This is a genomic window from Streptomyces coerulescens (genome assembly GCF_042657965.1).
GTDB classification, from domain to species: domain Bacteria; phylum Actinomycetota; class Actinomycetes; order Streptomycetales; family Streptomycetaceae; genus Streptomyces; species Streptomyces coerulescens.
The window spans coordinates 1-24048 of sequence record NZ_JBHSKM010000040.1 but is presented as its reverse complement, the minus strand read 5'-3'; the positions used below and the strand labels follow the sequence as shown (position 1 = coordinate 24048).

Annotated in this window: 23 protein-coding genes; 8 read left to right on the top strand and 15 right to left on the bottom strand. The window is 71.9% G+C overall.

Features of this window, described 5'->3' with window-relative positions:
• Positions 1-240 precede the first annotated feature (240 nt).
• Positions 241-1875 (top strand): protein kinase domain-containing protein, encoded by a 1635-nt coding sequence (locus ACFPQ9_RS35680; protein ID WP_380862730.1) that lies wholly within the window; start codon positions 241-243, stop codon positions 1873-1875.
• 100 nt (positions 1876-1975) lie between these two features.
• Entirely contained in the window at positions 1976-2395 is a 420-nt protein-coding gene (locus ACFPQ9_RS35675) for a hypothetical protein (protein WP_380862728.1), read from the top strand.
• Between the two features lie 164 nt (positions 2396-2559).
• On the opposite strand, the gene ACFPQ9_RS35670 is transcribed toward ACFPQ9_RS35675, so the two are convergent.
• Both ACFPQ9_RS35670 and ACFPQ9_RS35665 read right to left on the bottom strand, forming a co-directional pair.
• Positions 2560-3102, bottom strand: coding sequence for a bacterial proteasome activator family protein (locus ACFPQ9_RS35670; protein ID WP_380862726.1), 543 nt, complete (start codon positions 3100-3102; stop codon positions 2560-2562).
• A gap of 86 nt (positions 3103-3188) precedes the next feature.
• Positions 3189-3689 (bottom strand): hypothetical protein, encoded by a 501-nt coding sequence (locus ACFPQ9_RS35665; RefSeq protein WP_380862724.1) that lies wholly within the window; start codon positions 3687-3689, stop codon positions 3189-3191.
• Between the two features lie 88 nt (positions 3690-3777).
• Between ACFPQ9_RS35665 and ACFPQ9_RS35660 the strand changes: the two genes are divergently transcribed.
• Positions 3778-4359 (top strand): hypothetical protein, encoded by a 582-nt coding sequence (locus ACFPQ9_RS35660; protein ID WP_380862722.1) that lies wholly within the window; start codon positions 3778-3780, stop codon positions 4357-4359.
• A gap of 315 nt (positions 4360-4674) precedes the next feature.
• On the opposite strand, the gene ACFPQ9_RS35655 is transcribed toward ACFPQ9_RS35660, so the two are convergent.
• Positions 4675-5655 carry an NAD(P)H-quinone oxidoreductase gene (locus ACFPQ9_RS35655; RefSeq protein ID WP_380862720.1) on the bottom strand — a complete coding sequence of 327 codons (981 nt, stop codon included), beginning with the start codon at positions 5653-5655 and terminating at the stop codon, positions 4675-4677.
• 249 nt (positions 5656-5904) lie between these two features.
• Here ACFPQ9_RS35655 and ACFPQ9_RS35650 point away from each other — a divergent pair, with 249 nt between their 5' ends.
• Entirely contained in the window at positions 5905-6927 is a 1023-nt protein-coding gene (locus ACFPQ9_RS35650) for an ATP-binding cassette domain-containing protein (protein WP_380862718.1), read from the top strand.
• Positions 6924-7772 (top strand): ABC transporter permease, encoded by an 849-nt coding sequence (locus ACFPQ9_RS35645; RefSeq protein WP_380862716.1) that lies wholly within the window; start codon positions 6924-6926, stop codon positions 7770-7772. Before ACFPQ9_RS35650 ends, ACFPQ9_RS35645 begins: the two co-directional genes overlap by 4 nt.
• 12 nt (positions 7773-7784) lie before the next feature.
• On the opposite strand, the gene ACFPQ9_RS35640 is transcribed toward ACFPQ9_RS35645, so the two are convergent.
• The 6 genes from ACFPQ9_RS35640 to pdhA all read right to left on the bottom strand — a co-directional run bounded on the left by ACFPQ9_RS35640 (position 7785) and on the right by pdhA (position 14774).
• Positions 7785-8903, bottom strand: coding sequence for a potassium channel family protein (locus ACFPQ9_RS35640; protein ID WP_380862714.1), 1119 nt, complete (start codon positions 8901-8903; stop codon positions 7785-7787).
• Positions 8891-10291, bottom strand: coding sequence for a molybdopterin molybdotransferase MoeA (locus ACFPQ9_RS35635; RefSeq protein ID WP_380862712.1), 1401 nt, complete (start codon positions 10289-10291; stop codon positions 8891-8893). The genes ACFPQ9_RS35640 and ACFPQ9_RS35635 overlap by 13 nt, the downstream gene beginning before the upstream one ends.
• Positions 10288-11235 (bottom strand): NTP transferase domain-containing protein, encoded by a 948-nt coding sequence (locus tag ACFPQ9_RS35630; RefSeq protein WP_380862710.1) that lies wholly within the window; start codon positions 11233-11235, stop codon positions 10288-10290. The genes ACFPQ9_RS35635 and ACFPQ9_RS35630 overlap by 4 nt, the downstream gene beginning before the upstream one ends.
• 67 nt (positions 11236-11302) lie before the next feature.
• Complete coding sequence (locus ACFPQ9_RS35625) at positions 11303-12637, bottom strand: dihydrolipoamide acetyltransferase family protein (RefSeq protein WP_380862708.1); 1335 nt, start codon at positions 12635-12637, stop codon at positions 11303-11305.
• On the bottom strand, positions 12637-13641 hold the full coding sequence (locus ACFPQ9_RS35620; RefSeq protein ID WP_380862706.1) for an alpha-ketoacid dehydrogenase subunit beta: 1005 nt from the start codon (positions 13639-13641) through the stop codon (positions 12637-12639). The genes ACFPQ9_RS35625 and ACFPQ9_RS35620 overlap by 1 nt, the downstream gene beginning before the upstream one ends.
• Complete coding sequence (gene pdhA / locus ACFPQ9_RS35615) at positions 13638-14774, bottom strand: pyruvate dehydrogenase (acetyl-transferring) E1 component subunit alpha (RefSeq protein ID WP_380862704.1); 1137 nt, start codon at positions 14772-14774, stop codon at positions 13638-13640. Before pdhA ends, ACFPQ9_RS35620 begins: the two co-directional genes overlap by 4 nt.
• A gap of 190 nt (positions 14775-14964) precedes the next feature.
• On the opposite strand from pdhA, the gene ACFPQ9_RS35610 reads away from it, so the two are divergent.
• Complete coding sequence (locus ACFPQ9_RS35610) at positions 14965-15450, top strand: Lrp/AsnC family transcriptional regulator (RefSeq protein WP_380862933.1); 486 nt, start codon at positions 14965-14967, stop codon at positions 15448-15450.
• A gap of 16 nt (positions 15451-15466) precedes the next feature.
• Here the strand turns inward: ACFPQ9_RS35610 and ACFPQ9_RS35605 are convergent, their stop codons facing one another.
• From ACFPQ9_RS35605 to ACFPQ9_RS35595, 3 genes are all read right to left on the bottom strand, one after another.
• Positions 15467-15772: a hypothetical protein gene (locus ACFPQ9_RS35605; protein ID WP_380862702.1), complete on the bottom strand. Its 306-nt coding sequence runs from the start codon at positions 15770-15772 to the stop codon at positions 15467-15469.
• A gap of 125 nt (positions 15773-15897) precedes the next feature.
• The gene (locus ACFPQ9_RS35600; protein WP_380862700.1) at positions 15898-16488 is read right to left on the bottom strand and encodes a TetR/AcrR family transcriptional regulator; all 591 of its coding nucleotides are present in this window, start codon (positions 16486-16488) and stop codon (positions 15898-15900) included.
• Positions 16485-18002, bottom strand: coding sequence for a 3-hydroxyacyl-CoA dehydrogenase (locus ACFPQ9_RS35595; protein WP_380862698.1), 1518 nt, complete (start codon positions 18000-18002; stop codon positions 16485-16487). Before ACFPQ9_RS35595 ends, ACFPQ9_RS35600 begins: the two co-directional genes overlap by 4 nt.
• Positions 18003-18162: 160 nt before the next feature.
• Here ACFPQ9_RS35595 and paaN point away from each other — a divergent pair, with 160 nt between their 5' ends.
• The gene (paaN, locus tag ACFPQ9_RS35590; RefSeq protein ID WP_380862696.1) at positions 18163-19854 is read left to right on the top strand and encodes a phenylacetic acid degradation protein PaaN; all 1692 of its coding nucleotides are present in this window, start codon (positions 18163-18165) and stop codon (positions 19852-19854) included.
• Here paaN and ACFPQ9_RS35585 read toward each other — a convergent pair.
• From ACFPQ9_RS35585 to ACFPQ9_RS35575, 3 genes are read right to left on the bottom strand one after another with little or no spacing between them, the layout of a single operon-like run.
• A complete protein-coding gene (locus ACFPQ9_RS35585; RefSeq protein WP_380862694.1) occupies positions 19851-20597 on the bottom strand; it encodes a TrmH family RNA methyltransferase in 747 nt (248 codons plus the stop codon). The genes paaN and ACFPQ9_RS35585 overlap by 4 nt on opposite strands.
• The gene (locus tag ACFPQ9_RS35580) at positions 20594-21820 is read right to left on the bottom strand and encodes an HTTM domain-containing protein (protein WP_380862692.1); all 1227 of its coding nucleotides are present in this window, start codon (positions 21818-21820) and stop codon (positions 20594-20596) included. The genes ACFPQ9_RS35585 and ACFPQ9_RS35580 overlap by 4 nt, the downstream gene beginning before the upstream one ends.
• Entirely contained in the window at positions 21817-22605 is a 789-nt protein-coding gene (locus ACFPQ9_RS35575; RefSeq protein ID WP_380862690.1) for a DUF5819 family protein, read from the bottom strand. Before ACFPQ9_RS35575 ends, ACFPQ9_RS35580 begins: the two co-directional genes overlap by 4 nt.
• 203 nt (positions 22606-22808) lie before the next feature.
• On the opposite strand from ACFPQ9_RS35575, the gene ACFPQ9_RS35570 reads away from it, so the two are divergent.
• Positions 22809-23942, top strand: coding sequence for an acyl-CoA dehydrogenase family protein (locus tag ACFPQ9_RS35570; RefSeq protein WP_380862688.1), 1134 nt, complete (start codon positions 22809-22811; stop codon positions 23940-23942).
• The last annotated feature ends 106 nt before the right edge of the window (positions 23943-24048 follow it).

The window sequence follows — 24048 nt, the reverse complement described above, 5'->3', positions numbered from 1 at the left end:
GACGAAGGCGGACCGGCCATGAAACCGGTACCCCGTCTCCTCGTGCAAATTCTGTGCACCGACCGTACGGCCCCTGTAACGCTTCCGCGACGCTCCCTTCGCGTACGGTCACGGAACGGGCACCGCGCTTGACCTGTCAGTGCCGTGGGGCAGACTTGGCCGGGAATAGCACATTGGATCACTCGGGACCACCCGGTCCACGGGGTCGCAGGCGCCCAAGAGGCACGGGGGACGCAGAACATGAGCCAGGACGGCGCACAGGGCACAGGCGCGGGGCGGGCGCTGGCCGGCGGCCGGTATCAGCTGCGCGACCTGCTCGGCCAGGGCGGCATGGCCGCGGTGCATCTCGCGTACGACTCCGTGCTCGACCGGCAGGTCGCGGTCAAGACCCTGCACACCGAGCTCGGCCGCGAGCAGGCGTTCCGCGAGCGCTTCCGCCGCGAGGCCCAGGCAGTGGCCAAGCTCACGCACACCAATATCGTCTCGGTCTTCGACACGGGCGAGGACACCGTCGACGGCATGACGACGCCGTACATCGTCATGGAGTACATCGAGGGCCGTCCGCTCAGCTCGGTCTTCGACGAGGACGTACGGCAGTTGGGCGCCGTGCCCGCCGACAAGGCGCTGAAGATCACCGCCGATGTGCTGGCGGCCCTGGAGATCAGCCACGAGATGGGTCTGGTCCACCGGGACATCAAGCCGGGCAACGTGATGCTGAACAAGCGTGGCGTGGTCAAGGTCATGGACTTCGGCATCGCGCGCGCCATGCAGTCCGGTGTGACGTCGATGACGCAGACCGGCATGGTGGTCGGCACCCCGCAGTACCTCTCGCCGGAGCAGGCGCTCGGCCGGGCCGTGGACGCCCGCTCCGACCTGTACTCGGTCGGCATCATGCTGTTCCAACTCGTCACCGGGCGGCTGCCGTTCGACGCGGACTCCCCGCTGGCGATCGCGTACGCGCATGTGCAGGAGGAGCCGGTGGCTCCGTCCTCCATCAACCGTGCGCTGCCGCCGGCCGTGGACGCGCTGGTCGCCCGCGCGCTGAAGAAGAACCCGAACGAGCGTTTCCCCAGCGCGGAGGCCATGCGCGACGAGTGCCTGCGCGTGGCCGCGTCCTTCCAGGCGGCGCCGCCGAGCATCGTGCCGGGCGCGCACACGCAGAGCGGGCAGGGCGTCGGCGCCTCGGTGTTCCCGCCGGTCGGCCAGACCCCGCCACCCGGTGGCCCCGTCCAGACCCCGTACCAGCAGCCGACCCCGGCCCCGAACCCGTACGGCACGCCGCCGCCGTCGGCGCCCTCCCCGGCGTACGGCTACCCGCAGCAGCAGCCCGGCTTCCAGACGCCCGCGCCGGCGGCGTACTCCCCGCAGCCCGGCCTCGCGACGCCGCCGCCGTACTCCATCTCGCCCCAGACACAGAGCACTTCGGGCGGCGGCAGGAACAACCGGCCCGTCATCATCGGCTCGATCGTCGTGTCCATCGTCGCGGTGGTCGGCCTGATCGCCGCGCTGGCACTGAACGGCGACGGCTCGAAGGACGACGAGGGCGGGGGCGGCGACGCGACGGCGACGTCCCATGAGCCGGGATACCGCGCCGGAGACAAGAGCCGCACGATCGAGACGAGCAAGTGCACGGAGCCGTGGGAGTCGAACCTCGACCCCGACAAGGTGCAGATGCCGAACTTCACGTACAAGGACTGGGACTCGGTGGTCGCGTGCCTGAAGGCCGCCGACTGGGACTACAAGCTGACGCCGGTCGACGAGAACACGTTCGGCGACGGAACGGTCATGAGCCAGTCCCCCAAGTCAGGAACGGACTTCGACCCGGAGGACCCGCCGGAGATGGTGTTCGACGTCTCCACCGGTAACCCCTCCTAGCACGCGGCCAGGGCCGGGCCCGGCGTACCTGGCATGGGCATGTCCGTCATATGATCCCGCTCCGGTCACCGTGACCGATCTTGGAAACAGGGGGATCCCTATGAAGAACAAGCTCAGCCGTACCCTCGCCGTGGGGGCCGCCGTCCTCGGGGCGCTCGCCTTCACTGCGAGCCCGGCGTCCGCCGGGACGGTCGGCGCCTCGAACGCCGGGGTGAGCGGCAGTGGAGATTTCCACTACGCGAGCAAGACCTACGCGGACAACATCTACCTCGAGGTGCTCGACCGTGCGGCCGACGGACACCACGTCCGCATCAGAGTGCAGTCCCTGACTCCGAACCGTGAGGTGACCAGCTACTCCTGGCGTTCGGTGACCACAGGTGCCGGAACCGTCGGCACGTGGCTGACCTCGCTCAAGGACACCCGCGGCATCTGGGCGCTGCGCGTCCAGGCCTGCGTCTTCGAGGGGGACACGGCCCTGGGCTGCGACGAGTCGGCGTGGGACGGCAACATCTACTACTGACCCGATCGGGACCGGTATGAGGCGGCCGTAGTCGGTATGTGACGGCCGTAGATCGGTATGAGGCGGCCGTAGATCGGTATGTGACGGCCGTGGATCGGCATGAGGCGGCCATGAAGGAGCCCGGCACCTGGGTGCCGGGCTCCTGTCGTCGTGGGCTGGGGGTGCTACAGGTAGGGCCCGCCCGCACGGCCCCCCGGGTGCTGCTCGCCGTCCTCGTGGCCGCCGACTCCCGGCGGGAGGGCGCGGCGCATCTGCTCCAACTGGGCGCGTGCGGCCATCTGCTGGGCGAAGAGCGTGGTCTGGATGCCGTGGAAAAGGCCCTCCAGCCAGCCGACCAACTGGGCCTGCGCGATGCGCAGTTCCGCGTCGGACGGCGTCCCTTCGTCCGTGAAGGGCAGGGAGAGCCGCTCCAGCTCCTCCACGAGCTCCGGTGCCAGGCCGTCCTCCAGTTCCTTCACCGAACTGGCGTGGATCTCCTTCAGCCGGACCCGGCTCGCCTCGTCGAGGGGAGCGGCGCGCACCTCTTCGAGCAGCTGCTTGATCATGCTGCCGATGCGCATGACCTTCGCCGGTTGCTCGACCTGCTCCGTCACCGGGATCTCGCGGGAGTCCTCGTCTCCGTTGCCGCCGGTGAGCGCCATCCCGTCCTGGCCCACGACCAGGATCTGGGGGTTCTCGGGCGACCTTTCGTTCCTCGGCATCTCCATGCCGCCATTCTCTCGCACCCGTACAGCTCATCATCGTGGTGCCCCCGGTGTGGGGTGATCCACCGTTTACGCCCCCACGGTTTTCGTCAGGGGCCGGGCGGCGTGGCCGGGCGGGAGCCGTGGCGGAACCCGTGGCGGGAGACGGGTTCCAGGGGTGCCGACAGCACGCGTCGTGTCGGCAGCCCCGGATTGTGCGCCGGATGGGGTCGGGTGGGGTCGGGTGGCGGTGTCCGGAATGCCGGGTCCGGTAGGTGCTGTGAGGGTTGTTCCATGACTTCATCGCCGGGGTTGGTGCGGGGGCGTACGCGAGCGGCGTCCGGTCGTTCGCGCGCCCTGTCGTGGCCTGCGGGGACGCTGACCGTGCTGGTGGCGGGGCTGGCCGTCGCACTGTCGGGGGCCGGTGTGTCGTACGGCATCGATGATCCGCGCGGTGCGGTCCCGTCCGGCTCGTCCTCCGGCTCCGCGGCCGCGTCCTGGTCGTCCGGGTCGTCCCGGCCGTCCGGGTCCTCCGGGTCCTCCGGGTCGTCCAGGGCGTCCGGGCCATCCGGGTCCTCCCGGTCGCCCTCGAAGCCGTCGGGTTGGCCCACGCCCGCCTCGGGGGCCTCTCAGGGCTCCGCGGGCAGGACCGGGGCCGAGTCGTCCGCCGGTTCGCCGCCGCGGGACGAGAAGCCCTCGGTGACCGCTCCCTCGGCCGGCGGGACGTCCGAGGAGAGCGCGGAGGAGGCGTCGGACGAGGCCGAGGATGCGCAGGAGTCCGAGGGGTCCGACGGATGGTCCGAGAAGCCGGGGAAGCGGCCCCGGCCCGGGGAATCGTCCACGCCCACCGCTCACGGTCCCGCCGCGTCCTCCGCCGACCCCTCCGACCAGCCGTCCCGGGCCGGCAGCCGGGCGGGAGAGGGGCGGCAGCGGCCCGGTCGGGAGAAGGGGCCGCTGGAGGACCAGGAGGCGGCGCGGGACAGGCTCGACGGCGGGAAGCGGGCCGATGAGCGCGAACGCTCCGGGGCCCCGGAGGCGGAGCGTGAGCGGGATGGGGACGACGACGGCGGCACCGTGCCCGAGAGCTCGGACGCCGCCGACACCCTCACCCAGGACCCGTTGCCCACCACCCCACCGACCCCTCACGCGCGCCCGGCCGCCCCGCACGCCGACGGGCCCGCCGAACCCGTACTCGAAGTGCTGCCGCTCGGCGCCGGGCTCGTGCTCATCGGCCTGGGCCTGGGCCTCGCCTTCGTGGGTCTACGGCTGCGGCGCGGCTAGCGGGTGCCCACGGAGCGTGGCCCCGGTCCACGCGGCGTGAGTCCGCGACTCCGGCGCGGCTAACGGGAACCTACGGAACCTGGACACCGTCCACGCGGCGTGAGTCCGCGACTCCGGCGCGGCTAACGGGAACCCACGGAACCTGGACACCGTTCACGCGGCGTGAGTCCGCGACTCCGGCGCGGCTAACGGGAACCCACGGAACCTGGACACCGTCCACGCGGCGTGAGTCCGCGACTCCGGCGCGGCGAGCGGGAACCCACGGAGCCTGGACCCGGTCCGCGCCGCGCCGTCCCGCTCCGCCGTGCGGCCCGCCTACCGCGCGACGAGGAGCACCTTCCCCACGTGCCCGCTCTCCTCCACCACCCGGTGGGCCTCGGCCGCCTCGCTCATCGGCAGCTCACGGTCGACGACCGGTCGCACATGCCCGGCGTCCAGCAGGGGCCAGACGTGTTCGCGTACGGCCGCGACGATCGCCGCCTTCTCGGCGAGCGGGCGGGCCCGCAGCGAGGTCGCGCTGATCGCGCCGCGCTTGCCCAGCAGCGTCCCGATGTTGAGCTCGCCCTTGATGCCGCCCTGCATGCCGATGATGGCCAGACGGCCGTTGACGGCGAGGGCCCGGACGTTGCGGTCGAGGTACTTGGCGCCCATGTTGTCGAGGATGACGTCGGCGCCCGCCCCGTCGGTGGCCTTCCCGACCTCCTCGACGAAGTCCTGTTCCCGGTAGTTGACCAGGATGTCCGCGCCCAGCTCGGCGCACCGGTCCAGCTTCTCCTTGCTCCCCGCCGTGACGGCGACCTTGGCCCCGACGGCCTTGGCGAGCTGGATGGCCATGGTGCCGATGCCGCTGGAGCCGCCGTGCACGAGCAGCGTCTCGCCGGGGCGCAGGTGGGCGACCATGAAGACGTTGGACCACACCGTGCAGACCACCTCGGGCAGTGCGGCGGCCCGCGTCAGACTGACGCCCTTGGGCAGGGGCAGCAGCTGACCGGCCGGCACGGCGACCTTCTCGGCGTAACCGCCGCCCGCGAGCAGCGCGCACACCTCGTCGCCGACCGCCCAGCCGGAGACGCCGGGGCCGACCTCGGCGATCCGGCCGGAGCACTCCAGGCCGGGGTAGGGGGAGCTGCCGGGCGGCGGGTTGTAGAAGCCCTGCCGTTGCAGGATGTCGGCGCGGTTGACGGCTCCGGCCACCACTTCGACCAGCACCTCGCCCTCACCGGCCACCGGATCGGGGACCTCGTCCCACACCAGCGCCTCGGGCCCACCAGGTTCGGGAATCGTGATCGCATGCATGGGACGGACGCTACTCCCCGGCCTCGTTGCCGCTGCGCCGAGGACCTCGTCCCCGTATCCCTGGGACCTTGTCCCTGTATCCCTAGGACCTCGTCCCCGTATCCCCTCGGTCCTTCGGCGTATCCCCTCGGTCGTTCGACGGGTCCTTCGAAAATCCCTGTGCGCCACCGATGAGTTTGCGCGACCGTAAAGGTCTCCCCATGCGTAGTCCAAGAACTCGGAAGGACCACCCGGAAGGACCCCGAAAGCATGAGCACGCAGACGACGTCCGGTCTCGCGATCGAGACCGCGGGCCTGGTGAAGACATTCGGCGAGACACGGGCCGTCGACGGCGTGGACCTCGCGGTTCCGGCCGGCACGGTCTACGGCGTCCTCGGCCCGAACGGCGCCGGCAAGACCACCACGGTGAAGATGCTCGCCACCCTGCTACGACCCGACGGCGGGGAGGCCCATGTCTTCGGGCACGATGTCGTCCGCGAGGCCGACGCGGTGCGCGGCCGGGTGAGCCTGACCGGGCAGTACGCCTCCGTCGACGAGGACCTCACCGGCACCGAGAACCTGGTCCTGCTGGGCCGGCTCCTCGGGCACGGCAAGCAGGCCGCACGGGAGCGTGCCGCGCAGCTGCTGGAGGCCTTCGGACTGACGGACGCGGCCGGGAAGCAGGTCAAGAACTACTCCGGCGGCATGCGGCGCCGTATCGACATCGCCGCATCCATCCTCAACACCCCCGACCTGCTCTTCCTCGACGAGCCGACGACCGGGCTCGACCCGCGCAGCCGCAACCAGGTGTGGGACATCGTGCGCGCGGTCGTCGCCCAGGGCACCACCGTGATGCTGACCACGCAGTACCTCGACGAGGCCGACCAACTGGCGTCCCGGATCGCCGTCATCGACCGTGGCAAGGTGATCGCGGAGGGGACCAAGGGCGAGCTGAAGGCGTCCGTGGGCGCCGGCTCCGTGCATCTGCGGTTGCGTGATCCGGAGCAACGGCCGGAGGCCGAGCGGGTGCTGCGTCTCGCCCTGGACGCGGACGTGCAGTTGGAGCCCGACCCGGTGGCGCTGACCGCCCGCGTCGGTTCCGGGACCGCCAACGGCCGGGGCGCCGCGGAACAGGCGGGCCGTGCGCTCGCGGAGCTGGCCCGCACCGGCATCACCGTCGACAACTTCTCGCTGGGCCAGCCCAGCCTGGACGAGGTGTTCCTCGCCCTCACCGGACACGACACCCACGACGCCCACAAGACGGCCGCCGACAAGGACGAGGTGACGGCATGAGCACCGTGACGCAGACCGAGAGCAAGGACCTCGCCCCCGTCAGCGCCGAGTCGCTCGCCGCGCTGCTTGTGGCCAAGGAGCGCCCGCCTCGGCCGAGTGCCTTCTCGGCCTCCATGACCTTCGGCTGGCGCGCGATCCTGAAGATCAAGCATGTGCCGGAGCAGCTCTTCGACGTCACCGCGTTCCCGATCATGATGGTGCTGATGTACACGTACCTGTTCGGGGGCGCCCTGGCCGGCTCCCCGAAGGAGTACATCCAGTTCCTGCTGCCGGGCATCCTCGTGATGTCGGTCGTGATGATCACGATGTACACGGGCGTCTCGGTGAACACCGACATCGAGAAGGGCGTCTTCGACCGGTTCCGTTCGCTGCCGATCTGGCGGCCGTCGACGATGGTCGGCTATCTGCTGGGCGACGCCCTGCGCTACACCATCGCGTCCGTCGTGATGCTCACCGTCGGCATCATCCTGGGCTACCGCCCGGACGGCGGGGTGGCCGGAGTGCTCGCCGGGATCGCGCTGCTGGTGGCCTTCTCGTTCGCGTTCTCGTGGATCTGGACGATGTTCGGGCTGATGCTGCGCTCCGAGAAGTCGGTGATGGGCGTCAGCATGATGGTGATCTTCCCGCTGACCTTCCTGTCCAACGTGTTCGTCGACCCGAAGACCATGCCGGGCTGGCTCCAGGCGTTCGTGAACAACAGCCCGATCACCCATCTGGCCTCGGCCGTGCGCGGGTTGATGGCGGGTGACTGGCCGGCCGACGAGATCGCCTGGTCGGTGGGCTGGGCGGCCCTGTTCGTGCTGGTCTTCGGGCCGATCACGATGCGGCTGTACAACCGCAAGTAGTCGGGCCGACCGTCAGATGGGCTTCATCCCTGGGGGCAGGCGCCGGTCATCGGGTGTGACCTGAGTGACCGGCGTGGCCCGCATGATGGTGATGAGACGGTCCGTCAACTCCAGTGTCCCGACGGCCGAATCGTCGTATCCGAGCACCCGGTGCCCACGGATGACACTGATCACCAGGTCGTCGACCTGCCGTGGGGTCTTGCCCACCTCGGCCTTTATGACGGGCCGTTCGATGATGTCGAGCCCGCTGCCCTGGTGGATCAGGTCTTCGAGCACCATGCCGGCGGCGGGGCTGAGCACGGACAGGCCCAGCAGCCGCCCGGCCGCGCTGGCGCTGGTGATGACCGCGTCGGCGCCGGACTGCTTCAGCAGCGGCGCGTTCTCCTCCTCGCGGACCGCGGCCACGATCTTGGCGCCACGGTTGAGCTGCCGGGCCGTCAGCGTCACCAGCACCGCCGTGTCGTCCCGCTGGGTCGCGATGATGATCTTCCTCGCCTTGTGCACCTCGGCACGCTTGAGGACCTCGCTGCGGGTCGCGTCCCCCGTGACCCCCGCGAATCCGTCCGCGACGGCCGAATCGATCACCTTGGAACTCGGGTCGACCACCACGACCTGGTCCTTCCTCAGACCCGTCGCACAGACGGTCTGGATCGCCGAACGGCCCTTCGTGCCGAAGCCGACGACGACGGTGTGGTCACGCAAGGTGGACCTCCAGCGGTTCAGACGCCATTCCTCACGGGTCCGTTCGGTGAGGACCTCGAGCGTGGTGCCGACGAGGATGATCAGGAACAGCACACGCATCGGTGTGATGACGAAGATATTGGTCAGCCGGGCGCCGTCGCTGACCGGGGTGATGTCGCCGTACCCGGTGGTGGAGAGGCTGACGGTGGCGTAGTAGAAGGCGTCGAGGAGGTCGACGGACCCGTCGGAGCTGTCGTTGTAGCCGTCGTGGTCGGCGTAGACGATCAGGGCGGCCGCCACGAGCAGCGACAGGGCGATCAGCACCCGCTTGGCGACCTGCCGGAACGGATGCTCGACCATCTTCTTCGGGAGCTTCACCCGATAGGTGGCGACCCGTTCGTCAGCCTCACGCGCTATGGCGTCCTGGCCCGGAAGTTTCACGTGAAACACACCTCGATACCGGCGCTCGCCCAGGGCAGATCGAGCAGTTCGGTCTCCTGGCCGGCGCGTGCACCGCCCGGCGGCACGACGGCGACGGCATCGGCCGCCGCCATTCCCCGCAACATGGCCGGCCCCTGGTAGTGCAGCGGCACGGCGTGGTCACCGCGCAGCACCACGGGGATGAGCCGGGTGTCGTACGGATGCCCGTGCGCCGCGTCCTTCAGGGGCATCGTGTACGGCTCCGGGGCCGGGCGGGCCGCGAGGGTACGCAGCAGGGGCTCGGCGAGCGTGAGCAGGCCGGAGACGGCGGCGAGCGGGTTGCCGGGCAGACCGACGAGGTGCTGGTCCTCCTTGGTCCGGGCCAGCAGCATGGGGTGTCCGGGACGCACCTTGACGCCGTCCACCAGGAGTTCGGCGCCGATGCGCTCCAGGGTGGGGTGGACGTGGTCGACGGGGCCGGCCGCGGTGCCGCCGGTGGTGACGACGAGGTCGGCGGCGGACTTGGTGAGGGCCTTGTGCAGGGCCTTGGCGTCGTCACCGAGCCTGCGCACCGCGGTGACTTCGGCGCCGAGCGCGCGCAGCCAGGGCGGCAGCATCGGGCCGAGGGCATCACGAATGAGCCCGTCATGCGGGAGCCCCTCGGTGAGCAACTCGTCGCCGAGGACGAGAACTTCGACGCGGGGGCGGGGCACGGCGGTGACGGTGTCGTATCCGGCGGCGGCCGCCAGTCCGAGCACGGCCGGGGTCACCAGGGTGCCCACGGCGAGGAGTTGGTCGCCGTTGCGGCACTCCTGGCCGCGTGGACGGATGTCCTGGCCGTGCTGGATCTCCCGGGTGGCGTGCAGCTGGCCCTTGCCGTCCGTGCGGCCGTGTTCGCTGCGCAGGACGGCGGTGGTGTCCAGGGGGATACGGGCACCGGTCGCGATCCGCACGGCCTCGCCGTCGGTGAGCGGTTCGGACTCGCCGTGCCCGGCCAGGACGCCCTCTTCCCGTACGGCCCAGGGGCCGGGGCCCGCGACCGCCCAGCCGTCCATGGCCGAGGTGTCGAAGGAGGGCAGGTCGGTCAGGGCGGTGAGCGGGGCGGCCAGGGTGAGGCCGAGGGCGGCGTCGAGAGGGACGGAGACCGGAGCGCGGCGGGTGGCGCCGCGGGCGGCGTGGGCGGCGATCTCGCGGGCCTCGGGCCAGGGGGTGGCCCGGTGGTGGCGGTCGGGGTTGTCGCCGTGCCGGCGGTCGGAGCCGTCGCGGTCCGGCTTGCGCGCGCCCCGGGTCTGCGGGGTGGGTGCGGGCATGTGGTCGCCGGAAGCGCGGTGACCGTGGTCTTCGTTCACGAGGGCGAGCACCTCCTCGACATCGAGGTCCTCGGCGTCGCCGTCCATGCGGATGCCGCGGGCGGTCATCCGGCGTCCGGGCCGGTGCGGGGGGTGTCGTCGGGGGCGGCGTCGGACTTGGCCGCGGCGGCCTCCTCGGCCCAGCGCAGGGCGAGCGCGGCGGCCTTGCGGGCGGCCTCGGCAACGGCTTCGGGACCGCCTTCGCCGCCCTTGGCCTGTGCCGCCGCGTACCCGACGAGAAATGTGGTCAGCGGGGCCGCGGGCCGGGCCACGCCGTGGGCGGCGTCGCGGGCGAGGTCCAGCAGCACCTTGATGTCGACGTCGAGGTCGATGCCGAGTTCGTCCTTGACTGCGGAAATCCATTCATCCAACACGTGCCCATGCTCCCTGATCCGTGCCCTGGCGGTGGCGATGTCGTCCCAGGTGTCGCAGTCGAAGGACGCGACGGGGTCGGGGACGCGGGTGAGGTCGAGCGCGCCGGTCAGCCGGCGCAGGGGGAGGCCGGTGAGGCCGTCGTGCTGCTCGGCGAGCGCGTCCAGCTCGCGGCGCAGCGCGGACGCGCGGTACGCGGCGACGAGCGGCTGGTCGCGGCCGTCGGCGTCGGTGAGCAGCGCGCCGTCGGCGTCGCCGTCGCGCAGGGCGGCGAGCAGGCGCAGGACCGTGGCCTCGTCGAGGAACGGCAGATCGGCCGAGAGGACGACGACCGACTCCGCCGAGGTGTGCCGCAGGCCGGCGCCGAGGGCCGCCAGGGGGCCGCCGCCGGGCGGGTCCTCGCGCGCCCAGGTCACCGGCCGCGCGGTGGGCCGGGGGCCGGCGACGACGACGGTCGTGCGCGCGTCGGCGCAGGCGGCGAGCACCCGGTCGAGCAGCGGGCGCCCGCCGACGCTGACGCCGGGCTTGTCCACACCGCCGAGCCGCCGCGCGGCACCGCCGGCGAGGACGACGGCGTCGTACATGACGCCGTGCCCGGCAGCGGCGGCGCCCGGCGCGCCCGTCGGTTCGTACGCGGTCATCCCCCGAGTATGCGTGCCTCGGCGATCACAGGGAACGTGGGGGAAGCAGCGGACCGCGGCGGCCGGGTCAGAGTGTGCGCACGAGCACCGCCGGCTGTTCGACGCAGTCCGCCACGTACCGCAGGAAGCCGCCCGCCGTGCCGCCGTCGCAGACCCGGTGGTCGAAGGTGAGCGAGAGCTCGACGAGCCGGCGCACGGCCAGTTCGCCCTCGTGCACCCACGGCTTGGGGATGATGCGGCCGACGCCGAGCATGGCGGCCTCGGGGTGGTTGATGATCGGGGTGGAGCCGTCGACGCCGAACACTCCGTAGTTGTTCAACGTGAAGGTGCCGCCGGTGAGTTCGGCCGGGGTGAGGGTGCCCGTGCGGGCCGCCTCGGTGAGCCGGGCGAACTCCGCGGTCAGCGACTCCGCGTCCCGCGCGTGCGCGTCCCGCACCACCGGAACGACCAGTCCCCGCTCGGTCTGCGCGGCGAACCCGAGGTGCACCTGGTCGAGCTGGACGACCTCCCGGGCCTCCATGTCGACGGTGGAGTTGAGCTCGGGGAAGCGGGCCAGGGCCGCGGTGCAGATGCGGGCCAGCAGGGCGAGCAGGGAGATCTTCGGTCCCCCGGCGGCGTTCATCGCGGCCCGTGCCCGCATGAGCTCCGTCGCGTCGGCGTCCACCCAGCAGGTCGCGTCCGGGATCTCCCGGCGGCTGCGGGAGAGCTTGTCGGCGACGGCACCGCGGACGCCCTTGAGGGGCGTGCGCATACCGCCGGCGGGGGCGGAGGAGCGGACCGGAGCCGGCGCGGCCGGGACGGCGGCGGGCGCCGGGGCCGGCGGTGCCACCTGGGTGCGCGGCTCGGCCACCGGCTGCACGGTCCGCCCGTGCACCTGGGCGGCCCGCAGCGCGTACTCGACGTCGGCCCGCAGGATCAGTCCGTCCGGACCGGAGCCGTGCAGCTCCCGCAGGTCCAGGCCGTTCTGACGGGCGAGGCGGCGCACCAGCGGGGAGATGACCGGTACCGGTCCCTCCGCCACTTCCCTGGCGACGGCGTCCCCGTTGGCGGACACCGGCTCCCCCGGGCGCACCCTTCTGCGGCGCGCGGGTGCCTCCGAGGTGCCGTATCCCACCAGGACGTTCCCGGAGCCCTCGCTCTCGCCGTCGGTGGCCGGCGCGCCGACGGCCACCGTTATCAACGGCGCCCCGACGGGCAGTTCGGTGCCCTCCTCGCCGAAGCGGGCCGTGACGACGCCGCCGTAGGGGCAGGGGACCTCGACCATCGCCTTGGCCGTCTCGACCTCGACGACCGGCTGGTCGATCGCGACCACGTCGCCGACCTGCACCAGCCAGCGCACGATCTCCGCCTCGGTGAGCCCCTCCCCGAGGTCGGGGAGCTTGAACTCGAGCACCTGTGCCATCAGCTCTCGGCCTCCCACTGCAGACGCCCCACGGCGTCCAGGATCCGGTCCACGCCGGGCAGGTGGTGACGCTCCACCATCGGCGGCGGATAGGGGATGTCGAACCCGGCCACCCGCAGCACCGGCGCCTCCAGATGGTGGAAGCAGCGCTCCGTGACCCGGGCCGCGATCTCCCCTCCCGGTCCGCCGAACCCGCCCGACTCGTGTACGACGACCGCCCGTCCGGTCCGCCGTACCGAGGCGGTGACCGTCTCGTCGTCGAACGGCACCAGCGAGCGCAGGTCGACGACCTCCAGGTCCCAGCCCTCCTCCCGCGCCGCCTCGGCGGCTTCGAGGCAGACGGGTACGGACGGTCCGTACGTGATGAGCGTGGCGCTCCGGCCGGAGCGCCGCACCACCGCGCGGCCGATCGGTTCAACGGTCCGCGGGTCCTCCGGGTTCCAGGAGTCCTTCGACCAGTACAGACGCTTGGGCTCCAGGAAGACGACCGGGTCGTCGGAGGCTATGGAGGCGCGCAGCAGCCCGTAGGCGTCGGCGACGGTCGCGGGCGTGACGACATGGAGCCCCGGAGTCGCCATGTAGTACGCCTCGGACGAGTCGCTGTGGTGCTCGACGCCGCCGATGCCGCCGCCGTAGGGGACGCGGATCGTGATCGGGAGCGGCATCCTGCCGCGGGTGCGGTTGCGCATGCGCGCGACGTGCGAGATCAGCTGCTCGAACGCCGGGTAGGCGAAGGCGTCGAACTGCATCTCCACGACCGGGCGCAGCCCGTACATGGCCATGCCGACGGCAGTGCCGAGGATGCCGGCCTCGGCCAGCGGGGTGTCGGTACAGCGGTCCTCGCCGAACTCCTTGGCGAGTCCGTCGGTGACGCGGAAGACGCCACCGAGGGTGCCGACGTCCTCACCCATGACGTGCACGGACGGGTCGGCGGCCATGGCGTCGCGCAGCGCGCGTGTGAGGGCCTGCGCCATGGTGGCCGGCTTGACGGCGACGGTGGTCATCGGTGCGGTCCTTCGGACTCGGCGTGCAGCTCCGCCTGCAACTGGGCTCGCTGTTCGCGCAGTTGCTGGGTGGGCTCGGCGTAGACGTGGTCGAACAGGTCCATCGGGTCGAGCGCCGGGTCCTGGTTCATGCGGTCGCGCAGGTCGGCGGCCATCGTCTCGGCGGCGTCGCGGGCGGCCTGCTTTCCGGCGTCGTCGAGCAGACCGCGCTCGGTCAGCTCGTGCTCCAGCAGGGCGATCGGGTCGTGCCCGCGCCAGGTGTCCACCTCGGTGTCACCGCGGTAGCGGGTGGCGTCGTCGGCGTTGGTGTGGGCGTCGATGCGGTAGGTGATCGCCTCGATCAGAGTGGGACCGCCGCCCGCGCGGGCCTGCCGCACGGCGTCGGCGAGCACTTCGTGCACGGCGGCCGCGTCGTTGCCGTCGACGAGGCGGCCGGGCATGCCGTAGCCGACGGCCTTGTGGGCCAGCGACGGGGCCGCGGTCTGCTTGGCGAGAGGGACGGAGATCGCGAAGCCGTTGTTCTGGACCAGGAAGACGACCGGCGCCTGCCACACGGCGGCGAAGTTCAGCGCCTCGTGGAAGTCGCCCTCGCTGGTGCCGCCGTCGCCGACCATGGCGAGCGCGACCACGTCGTCGCCCTTGAGGCGGGCGGCGTGCGCGAGGCCGACGGCGTGCGGAAGCTGGGTGGCGAGCGGCGTGCACAGGGGGGCCACGCGGTGCTCGTGCGGGTCGTAGCCGGTGTGCCAGTCACCGCGCAGCAGTGTCAGGGCCTCGACGGGGTCCACGCCGCGTGCGACGGCCGCGAGGGTGTCGCGGTAGCTCGGGAAGAGCCAATCGCGCTCCCGAAGGGCCAGTGCGGCGGCGACCTCGCAGGCCTCCTGGCCGGTGCTGGACGGGTAGACGGCGAGGCGGCCCTGCTTCGTGAGCGCGGTCGCCTGCGCGTTGTACCTGCGGCCCCGCACCAGCTCGGCGTAGAGCCTGCGCAGCAGGTCGGGGTCGGCCTTCGCGGCCGCCTCCGTCCCGAGGACGCGGTAGGGCTCTGCGTCGGGCAGCAGCGGCGCGGGGTCCATACGGGGCTGCCAGGCGGGCGGCGGCGATGGCCGATACGCGCCTCGCTGCTCCATGACCGTCATGACGGCACCTCCTCGTGGGAGTGGCTACGGGAGGCGCGGCTCCTGTGATGCGCCTCACCTACCGATTGTTCGGTCGTCGGCACATTTTGGCTACAGGCCCCCCGAGGCTGTGGACAAACGGTTCTCCACAGCCTCCAATGAACGCAGTACGTCCACGGAAGGAAGGTGGGGGGACATGACGCCTGAACAAATGGCCGAAAGCCCGGACGACGGCATCCCCCTGCCGCCGGCCCGGCCGCTCGACGCCATAGATCAGGACATCCTCCAGATGCTCCAGGCGGACGGCCGCGCGTCGATACGCTCGGTGGCCGAGCGGGTCCATGTCTCGCGCGCCAACGCCTACGCCCGCATCAACCGCCTCATCGAGGACGGCGTCATCCGCGGTTTCGGCGCCCGCGTCAACCATGAACGCGCAGGCCAGGGCACCTCCGCGTACATCACCCTGAAGATCGTCCAGAACTCCTGGCGCACGGTCCGCGAACAGCTCCGCCAGCTGCCCGGCGCCTCGCACATCGCCCTGGTGGGCGGCGACTTCGACGTACTGCTCCTGGTGCACACCCCGGACAACCGCGCCCTGCGCGAACTGGTCCTCACCCGCCTCCAGGCGATCCCCGAGGTGCTCAGCTCGCGCACTCTGCTGGTCTTCGAGGAGGAGGACCTGGAACCGCAGGGCTGAGCGTCCGTGCCGGGCGTCAGGCCGAGGACCACACCATGGCCAGCAGCACGAGCATCACCAGGGGGAGCACCGCGCACCCCAGCCCGGAGACGGCCGCCGTCACCCGCAGGGGCTGCAACGACCGGCGGTGCGGCAGCACCCAGGAGAGCACGAGCAGACCGAACGCCCAGTAGACCGCGCCGCCGAGGAACCCCAAGCCGTCCTCGGCCCCGAGCAGGACGTACTCGAACACCAGGATCGGCAGTCCGGGCACCGTGGCCACCAGCGGCGCCTTCCACCAGGTCGGGTGGTACGCGTCGCCCTGCGCATCATCGGCAATCATGCGGCCCACCCCACCACCGGCGGCCCGGCCACGGCATCCGCCGTCGTACTCAGCGCCGCCACGCGCGCGTACTCAGGACGCGGGCGGTGTCAGCCTTCGGGCGGCCGTCAGCCTGCGAGCGGTCCTCAGCCCGCCTTGCGCAGTCCCCCGAAGACCAGCCGCACGACGGTCTCGGCCACCTCACGCTCGTTCATCCCGCGGCCGTCCGGGCGGTACCACTCCACGATCGAGTTGACCATGCCGAAGACGAGCCTGGTCGCCAGGCGGACCTCCACGTCCGCGCGGACCTCGCCGTCGGCGGCGGCCGCCTTGAGCAGTGCGGCCACCTGGTGGTCGAAGTCGCGGCGCCGCTCCAGGGCCCAGCGCTCGGTGTCGGTGTTGCCGCGCACCCGCAGCAGCAGCGTGACGTACGGCAGCTCGGCTATGAGCACCTCGACCATGCGCCGGACGACGTACTCCAGGCGGTCGGCGGCGTGCCCCACGCGCGCGTGCTCCTCGTCGAGGATGCCGAAGAGCCCGTCGAGGGCGCGGCTGACGGCGCGGCGCAGCAGCTCCTCCTTGCCCGTGACGTGGTGGTAGATCGACGACTTGGAGATGCCGGCCGCCTTGGACAGGTGCTCCATGGAGGTGCCGTCGTAGCCGCGTTCGTTGAAGACCTGCACGGCGACGGAGAGCAGTGTCTCCGGGGTGTACGTGTCGCGCTTGGCGGTGGTCATGAGGTGCTGCCCTCCCGCTTGTCGGAGGCGTACGCGTGGCGGTACAGCGCGAGGGACGGCGCGTAGCGGCCGGAGGGCTCGCGTACGTGCAGTTCGTCCAGGAGGTCGTAGGCCCAGCCGCGGCCGAGGCGGCGGCTCCATTCGAAGGGCCCCATGGGGTAGTTCACGCCGAGCCGCATCGCGGTGTCGATGTCCTCCACGGTGGCCACGCCCTTGGCGACGGCGTCGTGCGCCAGGTCGACGATCCGGGCGACCGTGCGGGCGACGATCATGCCGGGGACGTCGCCGATGACGCTGACGTTCTTGCCGAGCGCCTGGAACAGCCCGATGGCCTCGGTGAGGGTCTGCGGCGCGGTGTCCTGGGAGGCGGACAGGGCGATCCGGGTGGCGCGGCGGTAGTCGACGGCGAGGTCGAAGTAGACGACGTCCCGGAACTCCACCGACGTCTGGCCGTCGGCGAGCGCCAACTGGCCGCCGCTGGGCAGCACCAGGCGCGTGCCGTGATCCTCTTCCTCCTCGCGCACCGGGATGCCCGCCTCGCGGATCAGCGAAAGGAGCTCGGAGGCGGGGCCCAAGTCACCCTCGGCGACGACGTAGGCGGGCTGCTGCTGCTTCTCCGCGGTGTGCGGCTCGTCCCGCTCGGCACCCTCCGCGTAGTCGTACCAGCCGTGGCCGCTCTTGCGGCCGAGCCGGCCCGACTCGACCAGGCGGCGCTGGGCGAGTGAGGGCGTGAAGCGCACGTCGTTGAAGAAGGCCTGCCACACGGAGTGCGTGACGGATTCGTTGACGTCCTGCCCGATCAGGTCGGTGAGCTCGAAGGCGCCCATCTTGAAGCCGCCGCACTCGCGCAGCACCGCGTCGATGGTGGCCGGATCCGCCCCTTGCGCCTCGTGGACCGCGAAGGCCTCGGCGTAGAAGGGCCGGGCGATGCGGTTGACGATGAAGCCGGGGGTGTCGGCGCAGGCCACCGGCGTCTTGCCCCAGGCGCGTGCCGTCTCGTACGCGCGCGTGGCGTACGTGACGTCGGTGGCGAACCCGGAGACGACCTCGACCAGCGGCAGCAGCGGCGCGGGGTTGAAGAAGTGCAGCCCGACGAAACGGCCCGGGTTCGCGAGGGCCCCGCCGATGGCGGTGACCGAAAGGGACGAGGTGTTGGTGGCGAGCAGGCAGTCTTCGTCGACCACGCCCTCCAGCTCGCGGAACAGCTCCTGTTTGACGTCCAGGCGCTCCAGGACGGCCTCCGCGACCAGGGCGCAGTCCGCGAGGTCGGCGAGGGACGCGGCGGGCAGCAGCCGGGCGCGGGCCGCGTCGCGGTCGACGGCGGTCAGCCGGTCCTTGGCGACGAGCCGGTCGAGGCGGGCACCGATGGCGTCCGCCGCCGCCTGCGCGCGCCCGGGAACGGTGTCGTACAGCCGTACCGGGTGGCCGGCGACCAACGCGACCTGGGCGATGCCCTGGCCCATGGTGCCGGTGCCGACGACGGCCACGGGGCTGCTGAGGTCGAGAGCTGTCATGTGCGCGATCCTCCCGCACGGGGTTTTCCACAGATGCGGCGGACCCCCTTGAACCGACCGATCGTTCGGTTACTCTAACTCTGTCTGGCTGTTCCTGCCCATGTCTGTGCCCAGGTCATGAGCTCGACGGAGAGCTCTGGAAACGAGGAGTTGGTCCCGCATGGCCGCCGAACTGACCACCCACGAGCTGATCGCCAAGCACCGGCCCACCCTCGACCAGGCGCTGGAAGCGATCCGCACACGTGCGTACTGGTCACCGCACCCCGAGCACCCCAAGGCCTACGGCGAGAACGGCAGCCTGGACGCGGCGGCGGGCAGGGCCGCTTTCGACGCCCTCCTGGGCAACCGCCTCGACCTCGGCCAGCCCGGCACCGACGGCTGGGTGGGCGGCGAGACGTCCCCGTACGGCATCGAGCTGGGCGTCGAGTATCCGCACGCGGACATCGACACGCTGCTGCCTGCCATGCAGGCCGGCCGGCGCGCGTGGCGCGACGCGGGCGCGGAGATGCGCGCGGTGGTGTGTGTGGAGATCCTCAAGCGGATCAGCGACCGGACGCATGAGTTCGCGCACGCGGTCATGCACACCTCCGGCCAGGCGTTCATGATGGCGTTCCAGGCGGGCGGCCCGCACGCGCAGGACCGCGGTCTGGAGGCGGTGGCGTACGCCTACGTCGAGCAGGTCCGCACCCCCGACACCGCGGAGTGGACCAAGCCGCAGGGCAAGCGCGACCCGCTCGCCCTGAACAAGCAGTTCACGCCGGTCCCGCGCGGGACCGCCCTGCTCATCGGCTGCAACACCTTCCCGACCTGGAACGGCTACCCGGGTCTGTTCGCCTCCCTCGCCACCGGCAACCCGGTCCTGGTCAAGCCACACCCGCGCGCGGTGCTGCCGCTCGCGCTCACCGTGCAGGTCGCGCGCCAGGTCCTCACCGAGGCGGGCTTCGACCCGAACCTCGTCGCGCTGGCAGCCGAACGCCCCGGCGAGGGCATCGCCAAGACCCTGGCGACCCGCCCCGAGATCCGGATCATCGACTACACCGGCTCGACCGTGTTCGGAGACTGGCTGGAGGCCAACGCCCGCCAGGCGCAGGTCTACACGGAGAAGGCCGGCGTCAACACGGTGATCGTCGACTCCACCGACAACTACAAGGGGATGCTGTCCAACCTGGCCTTCTCGCTGTCCCTGTACAGCGGCCAGATGTGCACCACCCCGCAGAACCTGCTGGTGCCGCGCGACGGCATCCGCACCGACGAGGGCCCCAAGACCTTCGACGAGGTCGTCGCCGACCTCGCCCGCTCCGTCGACGGCCTCCTCGGCGACGACGCCCGCGCGAACGCGCTGCTCGGCGCGATCGTGAACCCCGACGTCAAGGCCCGCCTGGAGGCCGCCGCCGGGCTGGGCGAGGTCGCCCTCGCCTCCCGGGAGATCACGAACCCCGAGTTCCCGGACGCGGTCGTCCGTACGCCGGTGATCGTGAAGCTGGACGGCGCCAAGCCGGACGACGAGGCCGCGTACATGAGTGAGTGCTTCGGGCCGGTCTCGTTCGCCGTGGCGATGGACTCGGCCGCCGACGCGGTGGAACTGCTGCGGCGCACGGTGCGCGAGAAGGGCGCGATGACCGTCGGCGCGTACACCACCGACGACGAGGTCGAGGGCGCGATCCAGGAGGTGTGTCTGGAGGAGGCGGCCCAGCTGTCGCTGAACCTCACGGGCGGCGTGTACGTCAACCAGACGGCCGCGTTCTCCGACTTCCACGGGTCGGGCGGCAACCCGGCGGCCAACTCCGCGCTGTGCGACGGGGCGTTCGTCGCCAACCGGTTCCGCGTCGTCGAGGTGCGCCGGGAGGCCTAGGCCCGCGCGACGCCCCCGGTGAGACTCCAGTGGTACAGCGTCATCGCGACGCTCGTCGCCAGGTTGTAGCTGGAGACCTGGGGGCGCATCGGCAGGGACAGCAAGTGGTCGGTGCGCGCGCGTAGTTCGGGCGACAGGCCGCTGCGTTCCGAGCCGAAGGCGAGGACGGCGTCGTCCGGGAGCTTCACGCCCCGGATGTCGTCGCCCTCGGGGTCGAGGGCGAACAGCGGGCCGGCGGGCAGCTCGGGCACCGTCAGCCGCTCCACGACCGTCGCGAAGTGCAGGCCCGCACCGCCGCGTACGACCGTGGGGTGCCAGGGGTCGAGGGTGCCGGTGGTGACCACGCCGGTCGCGCCGAACCCGGCGGCCAGGCGGATCACGGCGCCCGCGTTGCCGAGGTTGCGGGGGTTGTCGAGGACCACGACCGGGGCGGTGCGCGGGGTGTGCGCCAGCTTGTCGAGGCCGGCGGCGCGGGGCGGTCGTACGGCCAGGGCGGCCACCGCCGTGGGGTGCGGGCGCGGCACCAGGGATGTGTACGTCGCCTCCGGGACCTCGGTCAGGAGCGCGGCCAGGGCGTCCCGTACGTCCGGCGCCAGCTCGTCCGCGAGGGCCAGCGCGGCCTGACGGTCCACGGCGACCGCGACCGGGACCTCGGCGCCGAAGCGCAGGGCGTGCTTGAGGGCGTGGAAGCCGTCGAGCAGGACGGAGGTCCCGGCGAGCCGGTTCCAGGAGGTCACGGTCATGCCGAAGAGCCTACGTGCGCGTGCTCGGGGTTCTCCGGGGTGCGCGCCGCCGGGGGCTTGACCGGGTAGTCGCCGCGCCGCACCAGGCCGGCCAGCCGGCCACGCGCGCGTGCCGCCAGGTCGCCCAGGCGCCGCAGGAACGACGTCGGCAGGAACACCGCGTCCGCCGCGATCATCGCCAGGGAGAAGAACGGCAGGCCGAGGACGACCGCGATCACGGCATGCTCGGTGATCATGGCCGCGAGCAGGACGTTCTTGACCCGCCGGTTGAACAGCGTGAACGGGAAGGCGACCTGCACCAGGACCGTGCCGTAAGTGATGAGCATGACCATGGTGCCGCTGGACGACAGCACGTCGGCGAGGGCGGGCCAGGGCGAGAAGTAGTCGAGGTGGAGCGGGTAGTAGACGGCGGTGCCGTCCTGCCAGCGCGAGCCCTGGATCTTGTACCAGCCGGCGGTCGCGTAGATCAGACACGCCTCGGCCATGATCACCAGCAGGGCGCCGTTGTGCACGACGTTGCCGATGACGTCCAGCAGGATGCGCGGCTCGGCGGTCCGCGCGCGGCGGTTCACGATCCACCACACGGCCGGGGCCAGCCAGCTGAGCCAGAGGATCACCGGCACGGTCAGGTCGCCGTCGAGCCGGCCCGCCGCGGTGACCGCGACCAGCAGGAACCCGGACACGCTCCACAGGGCCGGGCCCACCCGGTCCGGTGCCAGGCGCTCGCCACGCGCGTGTGCCCCGCGCGCCAGCCGGGCCCGGCGCTCGTCCAGCGACCAGACCTGACCGCAGCGCGTGAAGACGAGATAGACGCACATCAGGTGCAGGACGTTGTCGCCGCCGTCGCCCATGAAGATGGACCGGTTCTGGAGCGAGAGCACGCCCACCATGAACAGCGCGGACATCGCGCGGGTACGCCAGCCGATCAGCAGCAGCACGGCGGTCAGGACGGCGAAGACGTACACCGTCTCGAACCAGATGCCGCCGCCGAACCAGATCAGCGCGGTGAAGGAGCCGTTCGTCCCGATCAGCTGCTGGGCGAGGTCGAAGTCCCAGGGTCCGTCGGGGCCGTACAACTCCTGGCGGTGCGGGAACTCGCGCAGCAGGAACAGCAGCCAGGTCGCGCTGAAGCCGATGCGGATCACGGCCGTCTGATACGGGCCGAGAGCGGACTCCGTGACGCGGGCGATGGCGGCGGAGACCGCGAGGGCGAAGCGGTTCACCGTGCGCCTCCCGTGCCGGTCCCGGCCGCCTCGGCCGCGGCGGCCCGGTCCTCCGGCACCGACCACCAGGGCAGCACTCGGTAGCTCGGCTGGTCCGAGATCTTCTCGTCGCTCCACTTCGGCGGCGGCACATTGGTGGTGCGCGAGCGGACCTGGACCCGTTCGACGACGCCGCCCTCGCCGGCCGCGTCCGCGCGGTCGAGCCGCAGCTCCACTATGCGCCGCAGATACGTCTCGGACAGGGCGCCCCGAAGGCCCACGGGCCGGTTCTCGGTGTCATGCGTGGCGACGAAGAAGTCCCAGGCCCGGCGCAGCTCGTTCTGCTGGGTGTGGCTGGGCAGCAGATTGCCGTCGATGGCCTCGCCGTCCTGGGCGGACAGGTCGTACCAGCCGGTCGTGCGCGTGCCACCGCCTGTCGTGTCGACCTGGGCCCTGACCTGCACCGCGATGTTCTGCTGAAGCGGGTTGGGAGCGAACAGCTTCCAGTTCTGTTCGAACTCCGGGTATATCCAGTCGTCGATCGCCCGGCCGTGCGCCTTGGTGACCGTGTTGGGCGGGGCGACATGCAGAAAGACCATCCCCGTGTGGACACAGACCGCGATGGCCACCACCGCGACGGCGAGCGCGGCACAGATCTGGTAGCGCAGGGACAGGGCTGCCACGCCGGCACGGGGTTCCGGTTCGGGTGCGAGCGGCGGGTCGGCGGGCGGGGCGGGCTGCGGCACGGGCCGCGGCTCCTGGTCCGGCCCGTGCCGGGCGGCCGAGCCTGCGTCGTACGCGTCCATCCTGCCCCGATTCCCGATTCCGGTCCGTCCTGCCTCAGCGCTCGCACGGGAACGGTACTCAGGCTCACCCGCCGCGCACAGCCCCTGCCGGGCCGCCGTTGCCCACACCTTACGGGGGCGCCGACGGGACCATTCCCTTCTTCTAGAACCTGTTCTATCTTGACGCACCGTCAGATCGCCGTGCGTGTGGAAGGGCAGGGACCGTGGACTTCACCTTCACCGAGGAGCAGCAGGCGGCGGCCGAGGCGGCGCGCGGAGTGTTCGCGGGGGTCGCGCCGGACGCGGTGCCCTCTCCCGCGCTCACCCCGGGCGCCGTCGCCGACACCTTCGACCGCCCGCTGTGGGCCCGGCTCGCGGACGCGGACCTGCTGAGCCTGCTCCTCGCGGAGGAGTACGGCGGCGCGGGCCTCGACGCCGTCGCCCTGTGCCAGGTGCTGCGCGAATCGGCCAAGGTACTGGCACGGGTGCCGCTGCTGGAGCACAGCGCCGCGACGGCCGCCGTCCAGTCGTACGGCGGCCCGGAACTGAAGGCCGACCTGCTGACCCGCGCCGGACGCGGCGAGCTCGTGCTGACGGCCGCCGCGCACGGCCGCACCGGCCACGACCCGGCCGAGCTCGCCACGACCGCCCGGCAAGACGGCTCCGGGTGGGTGCTGGACGGGGTGCAGACCGCGGTGCCCTGGGCCTACGACGCCGATCTCGTCGCCGTGCCGGCCCGTACGGACGCGGACCTGACCGTCCTGGCGCTGGTGCCGCGCGACACGGCGGGGGTCTCGCTCGCCGAGCAGTTCTCGACCAGCGGGGAGCGGCTGGGGGAGCTTCGGCTGGAGTCGGTGCGGCTGCCGGCGCGGAATGTCCTCGACACCGAGGGGGCGTGGGAGTGGCTGCGCGAGCTGCTGGCCACGGGGACGTGTGCGCTGGCGCTCGGGCTGGGGGAGCGGGTGCTGGGGATGACGTCGGAGTACGCGAGCAAGCGGGAGCAGTTCGGGCATCCCATCGCCACGTTCCAGGCGGTCGCGGTGCAGTCCGCCGACCGCTACATCGACCTGCGCGCGATGGAGGCCACCCTGTGGCAGGCCGCCTGGCGGATCACCTCGGGGGCAGCGGGCGCGCTGCCCGCCTCCGGGGACGTGGCCGTGGCCAAGATCTGGGCCTCGGAGGGCGTACGGCGGATCGTGCAGACCGCGCAGCATCTGCACGGCGGCTTCGGCGCCGACGTCGACTATCCACTGCACCGGTACCACGCCTGGGCCAAGCACCTGGAACTGGCGCTCGGCCCGGCGGCGGCACACGAGGAGGCGCTGGGGGATCTGCTCGCGGCACATCCCCTGGCCTGACCCGCGGGCCCGGATGCCCGGGTGCCCGGATGCCCGGGTGCCCTAGATGTACTCGGCCGGGAGGTTGGTGACACGCCTGCTGCCGGTTGTTGATCATGGGGGGACC

Excerpts from the sequence above, each read along its gene's own strand:
- ACFPQ9_RS35680 (WP_380862730.1), top strand. The coding sequence starts at position 241 with ATGAGCCAGGACGGCGCACAGGGCACAGGCGCGGGGCGGGCGCTGGCC.
- ACFPQ9_RS35675 (WP_380862728.1), top strand. The coding sequence starts at position 1,976 with ATGAAGAACAAGCTCAGCCGTACCCTCGCCGTGGGGGCCGCCGTCCTC.
- ACFPQ9_RS35670 (WP_380862726.1), bottom strand. The coding sequence starts at position 3,102 with ATGGAGATGCCGAGGAACGAAAGGTCGCCCGAGAACCCCCAGATCCTG.
- ACFPQ9_RS35655 (WP_380862720.1), bottom strand. The coding sequence starts at position 5,655 with ATGCATGCGATCACGATTCCCGAACCTGGTGGGCCCGAGGCGCTGGTG.
- ACFPQ9_RS35650 (WP_380862718.1), top strand. The coding sequence starts at position 5,905 with ATGAGCACGCAGACGACGTCCGGTCTCGCGATCGAGACCGCGGGCCTG.
- ACFPQ9_RS35645 (WP_380862716.1), top strand. The coding sequence starts at position 6,924 with ATGAGCACCGTGACGCAGACCGAGAGCAAGGACCTCGCCCCCGTCAGC.
- ACFPQ9_RS35635 (WP_380862712.1), bottom strand. The coding sequence starts at position 10,291 with ATGACCGCCCGCGGCATCCGCATGGACGGCGACGCCGAGGACCTCGAT.
- ACFPQ9_RS35630 (WP_380862710.1), bottom strand. The coding sequence starts at position 11,235 with ATGACCGCGTACGAACCGACGGGCGCGCCGGGCGCCGCCGCTGCCGGG.
- ACFPQ9_RS35625 (WP_380862708.1), bottom strand. The coding sequence starts at position 12,637 with ATGGCACAGGTGCTCGAGTTCAAGCTCCCCGACCTCGGGGAGGGGCTC.
- ACFPQ9_RS35620 (WP_380862706.1), bottom strand. The coding sequence starts at position 13,641 with ATGACCACCGTCGCCGTCAAGCCGGCCACCATGGCGCAGGCCCTCACA.
- pdhA (WP_380862704.1), bottom strand. The coding sequence starts at position 14,774 with ATGACGGTCATGGAGCAGCGAGGCGCGTATCGGCCATCGCCGCCGCCC.
- ACFPQ9_RS35610 (WP_380862933.1), top strand. The coding sequence starts at position 14,965 with ATGGCCGAAAGCCCGGACGACGGCATCCCCCTGCCGCCGGCCCGGCCG.
- ACFPQ9_RS35605 (WP_380862702.1), bottom strand. The coding sequence starts at position 15,772 with ATGATTGCCGATGATGCGCAGGGCGACGCGTACCACCCGACCTGGTGG.
- ACFPQ9_RS35600 (WP_380862700.1), bottom strand. The coding sequence starts at position 16,488 with ATGACCACCGCCAAGCGCGACACGTACACCCCGGAGACACTGCTCTCC.
- ACFPQ9_RS35595 (WP_380862698.1), bottom strand. The coding sequence starts at position 18,002 with ATGACAGCTCTCGACCTCAGCAGCCCCGTGGCCGTCGTCGGCACCGGC.
- paaN (WP_380862696.1), top strand. The coding sequence starts at position 18,163 with ATGGCCGCCGAACTGACCACCCACGAGCTGATCGCCAAGCACCGGCCC.
- ACFPQ9_RS35585 (WP_380862694.1), bottom strand. The coding sequence starts at position 20,597 with ATGACCGTGACCTCCTGGAACCGGCTCGCCGGGACCTCCGTCCTGCTC.
- ACFPQ9_RS35575 (WP_380862690.1), bottom strand. The coding sequence starts at position 22,605 with ATGGACGCGTACGACGCAGGCTCGGCCGCCCGGCACGGGCCGGACCAG.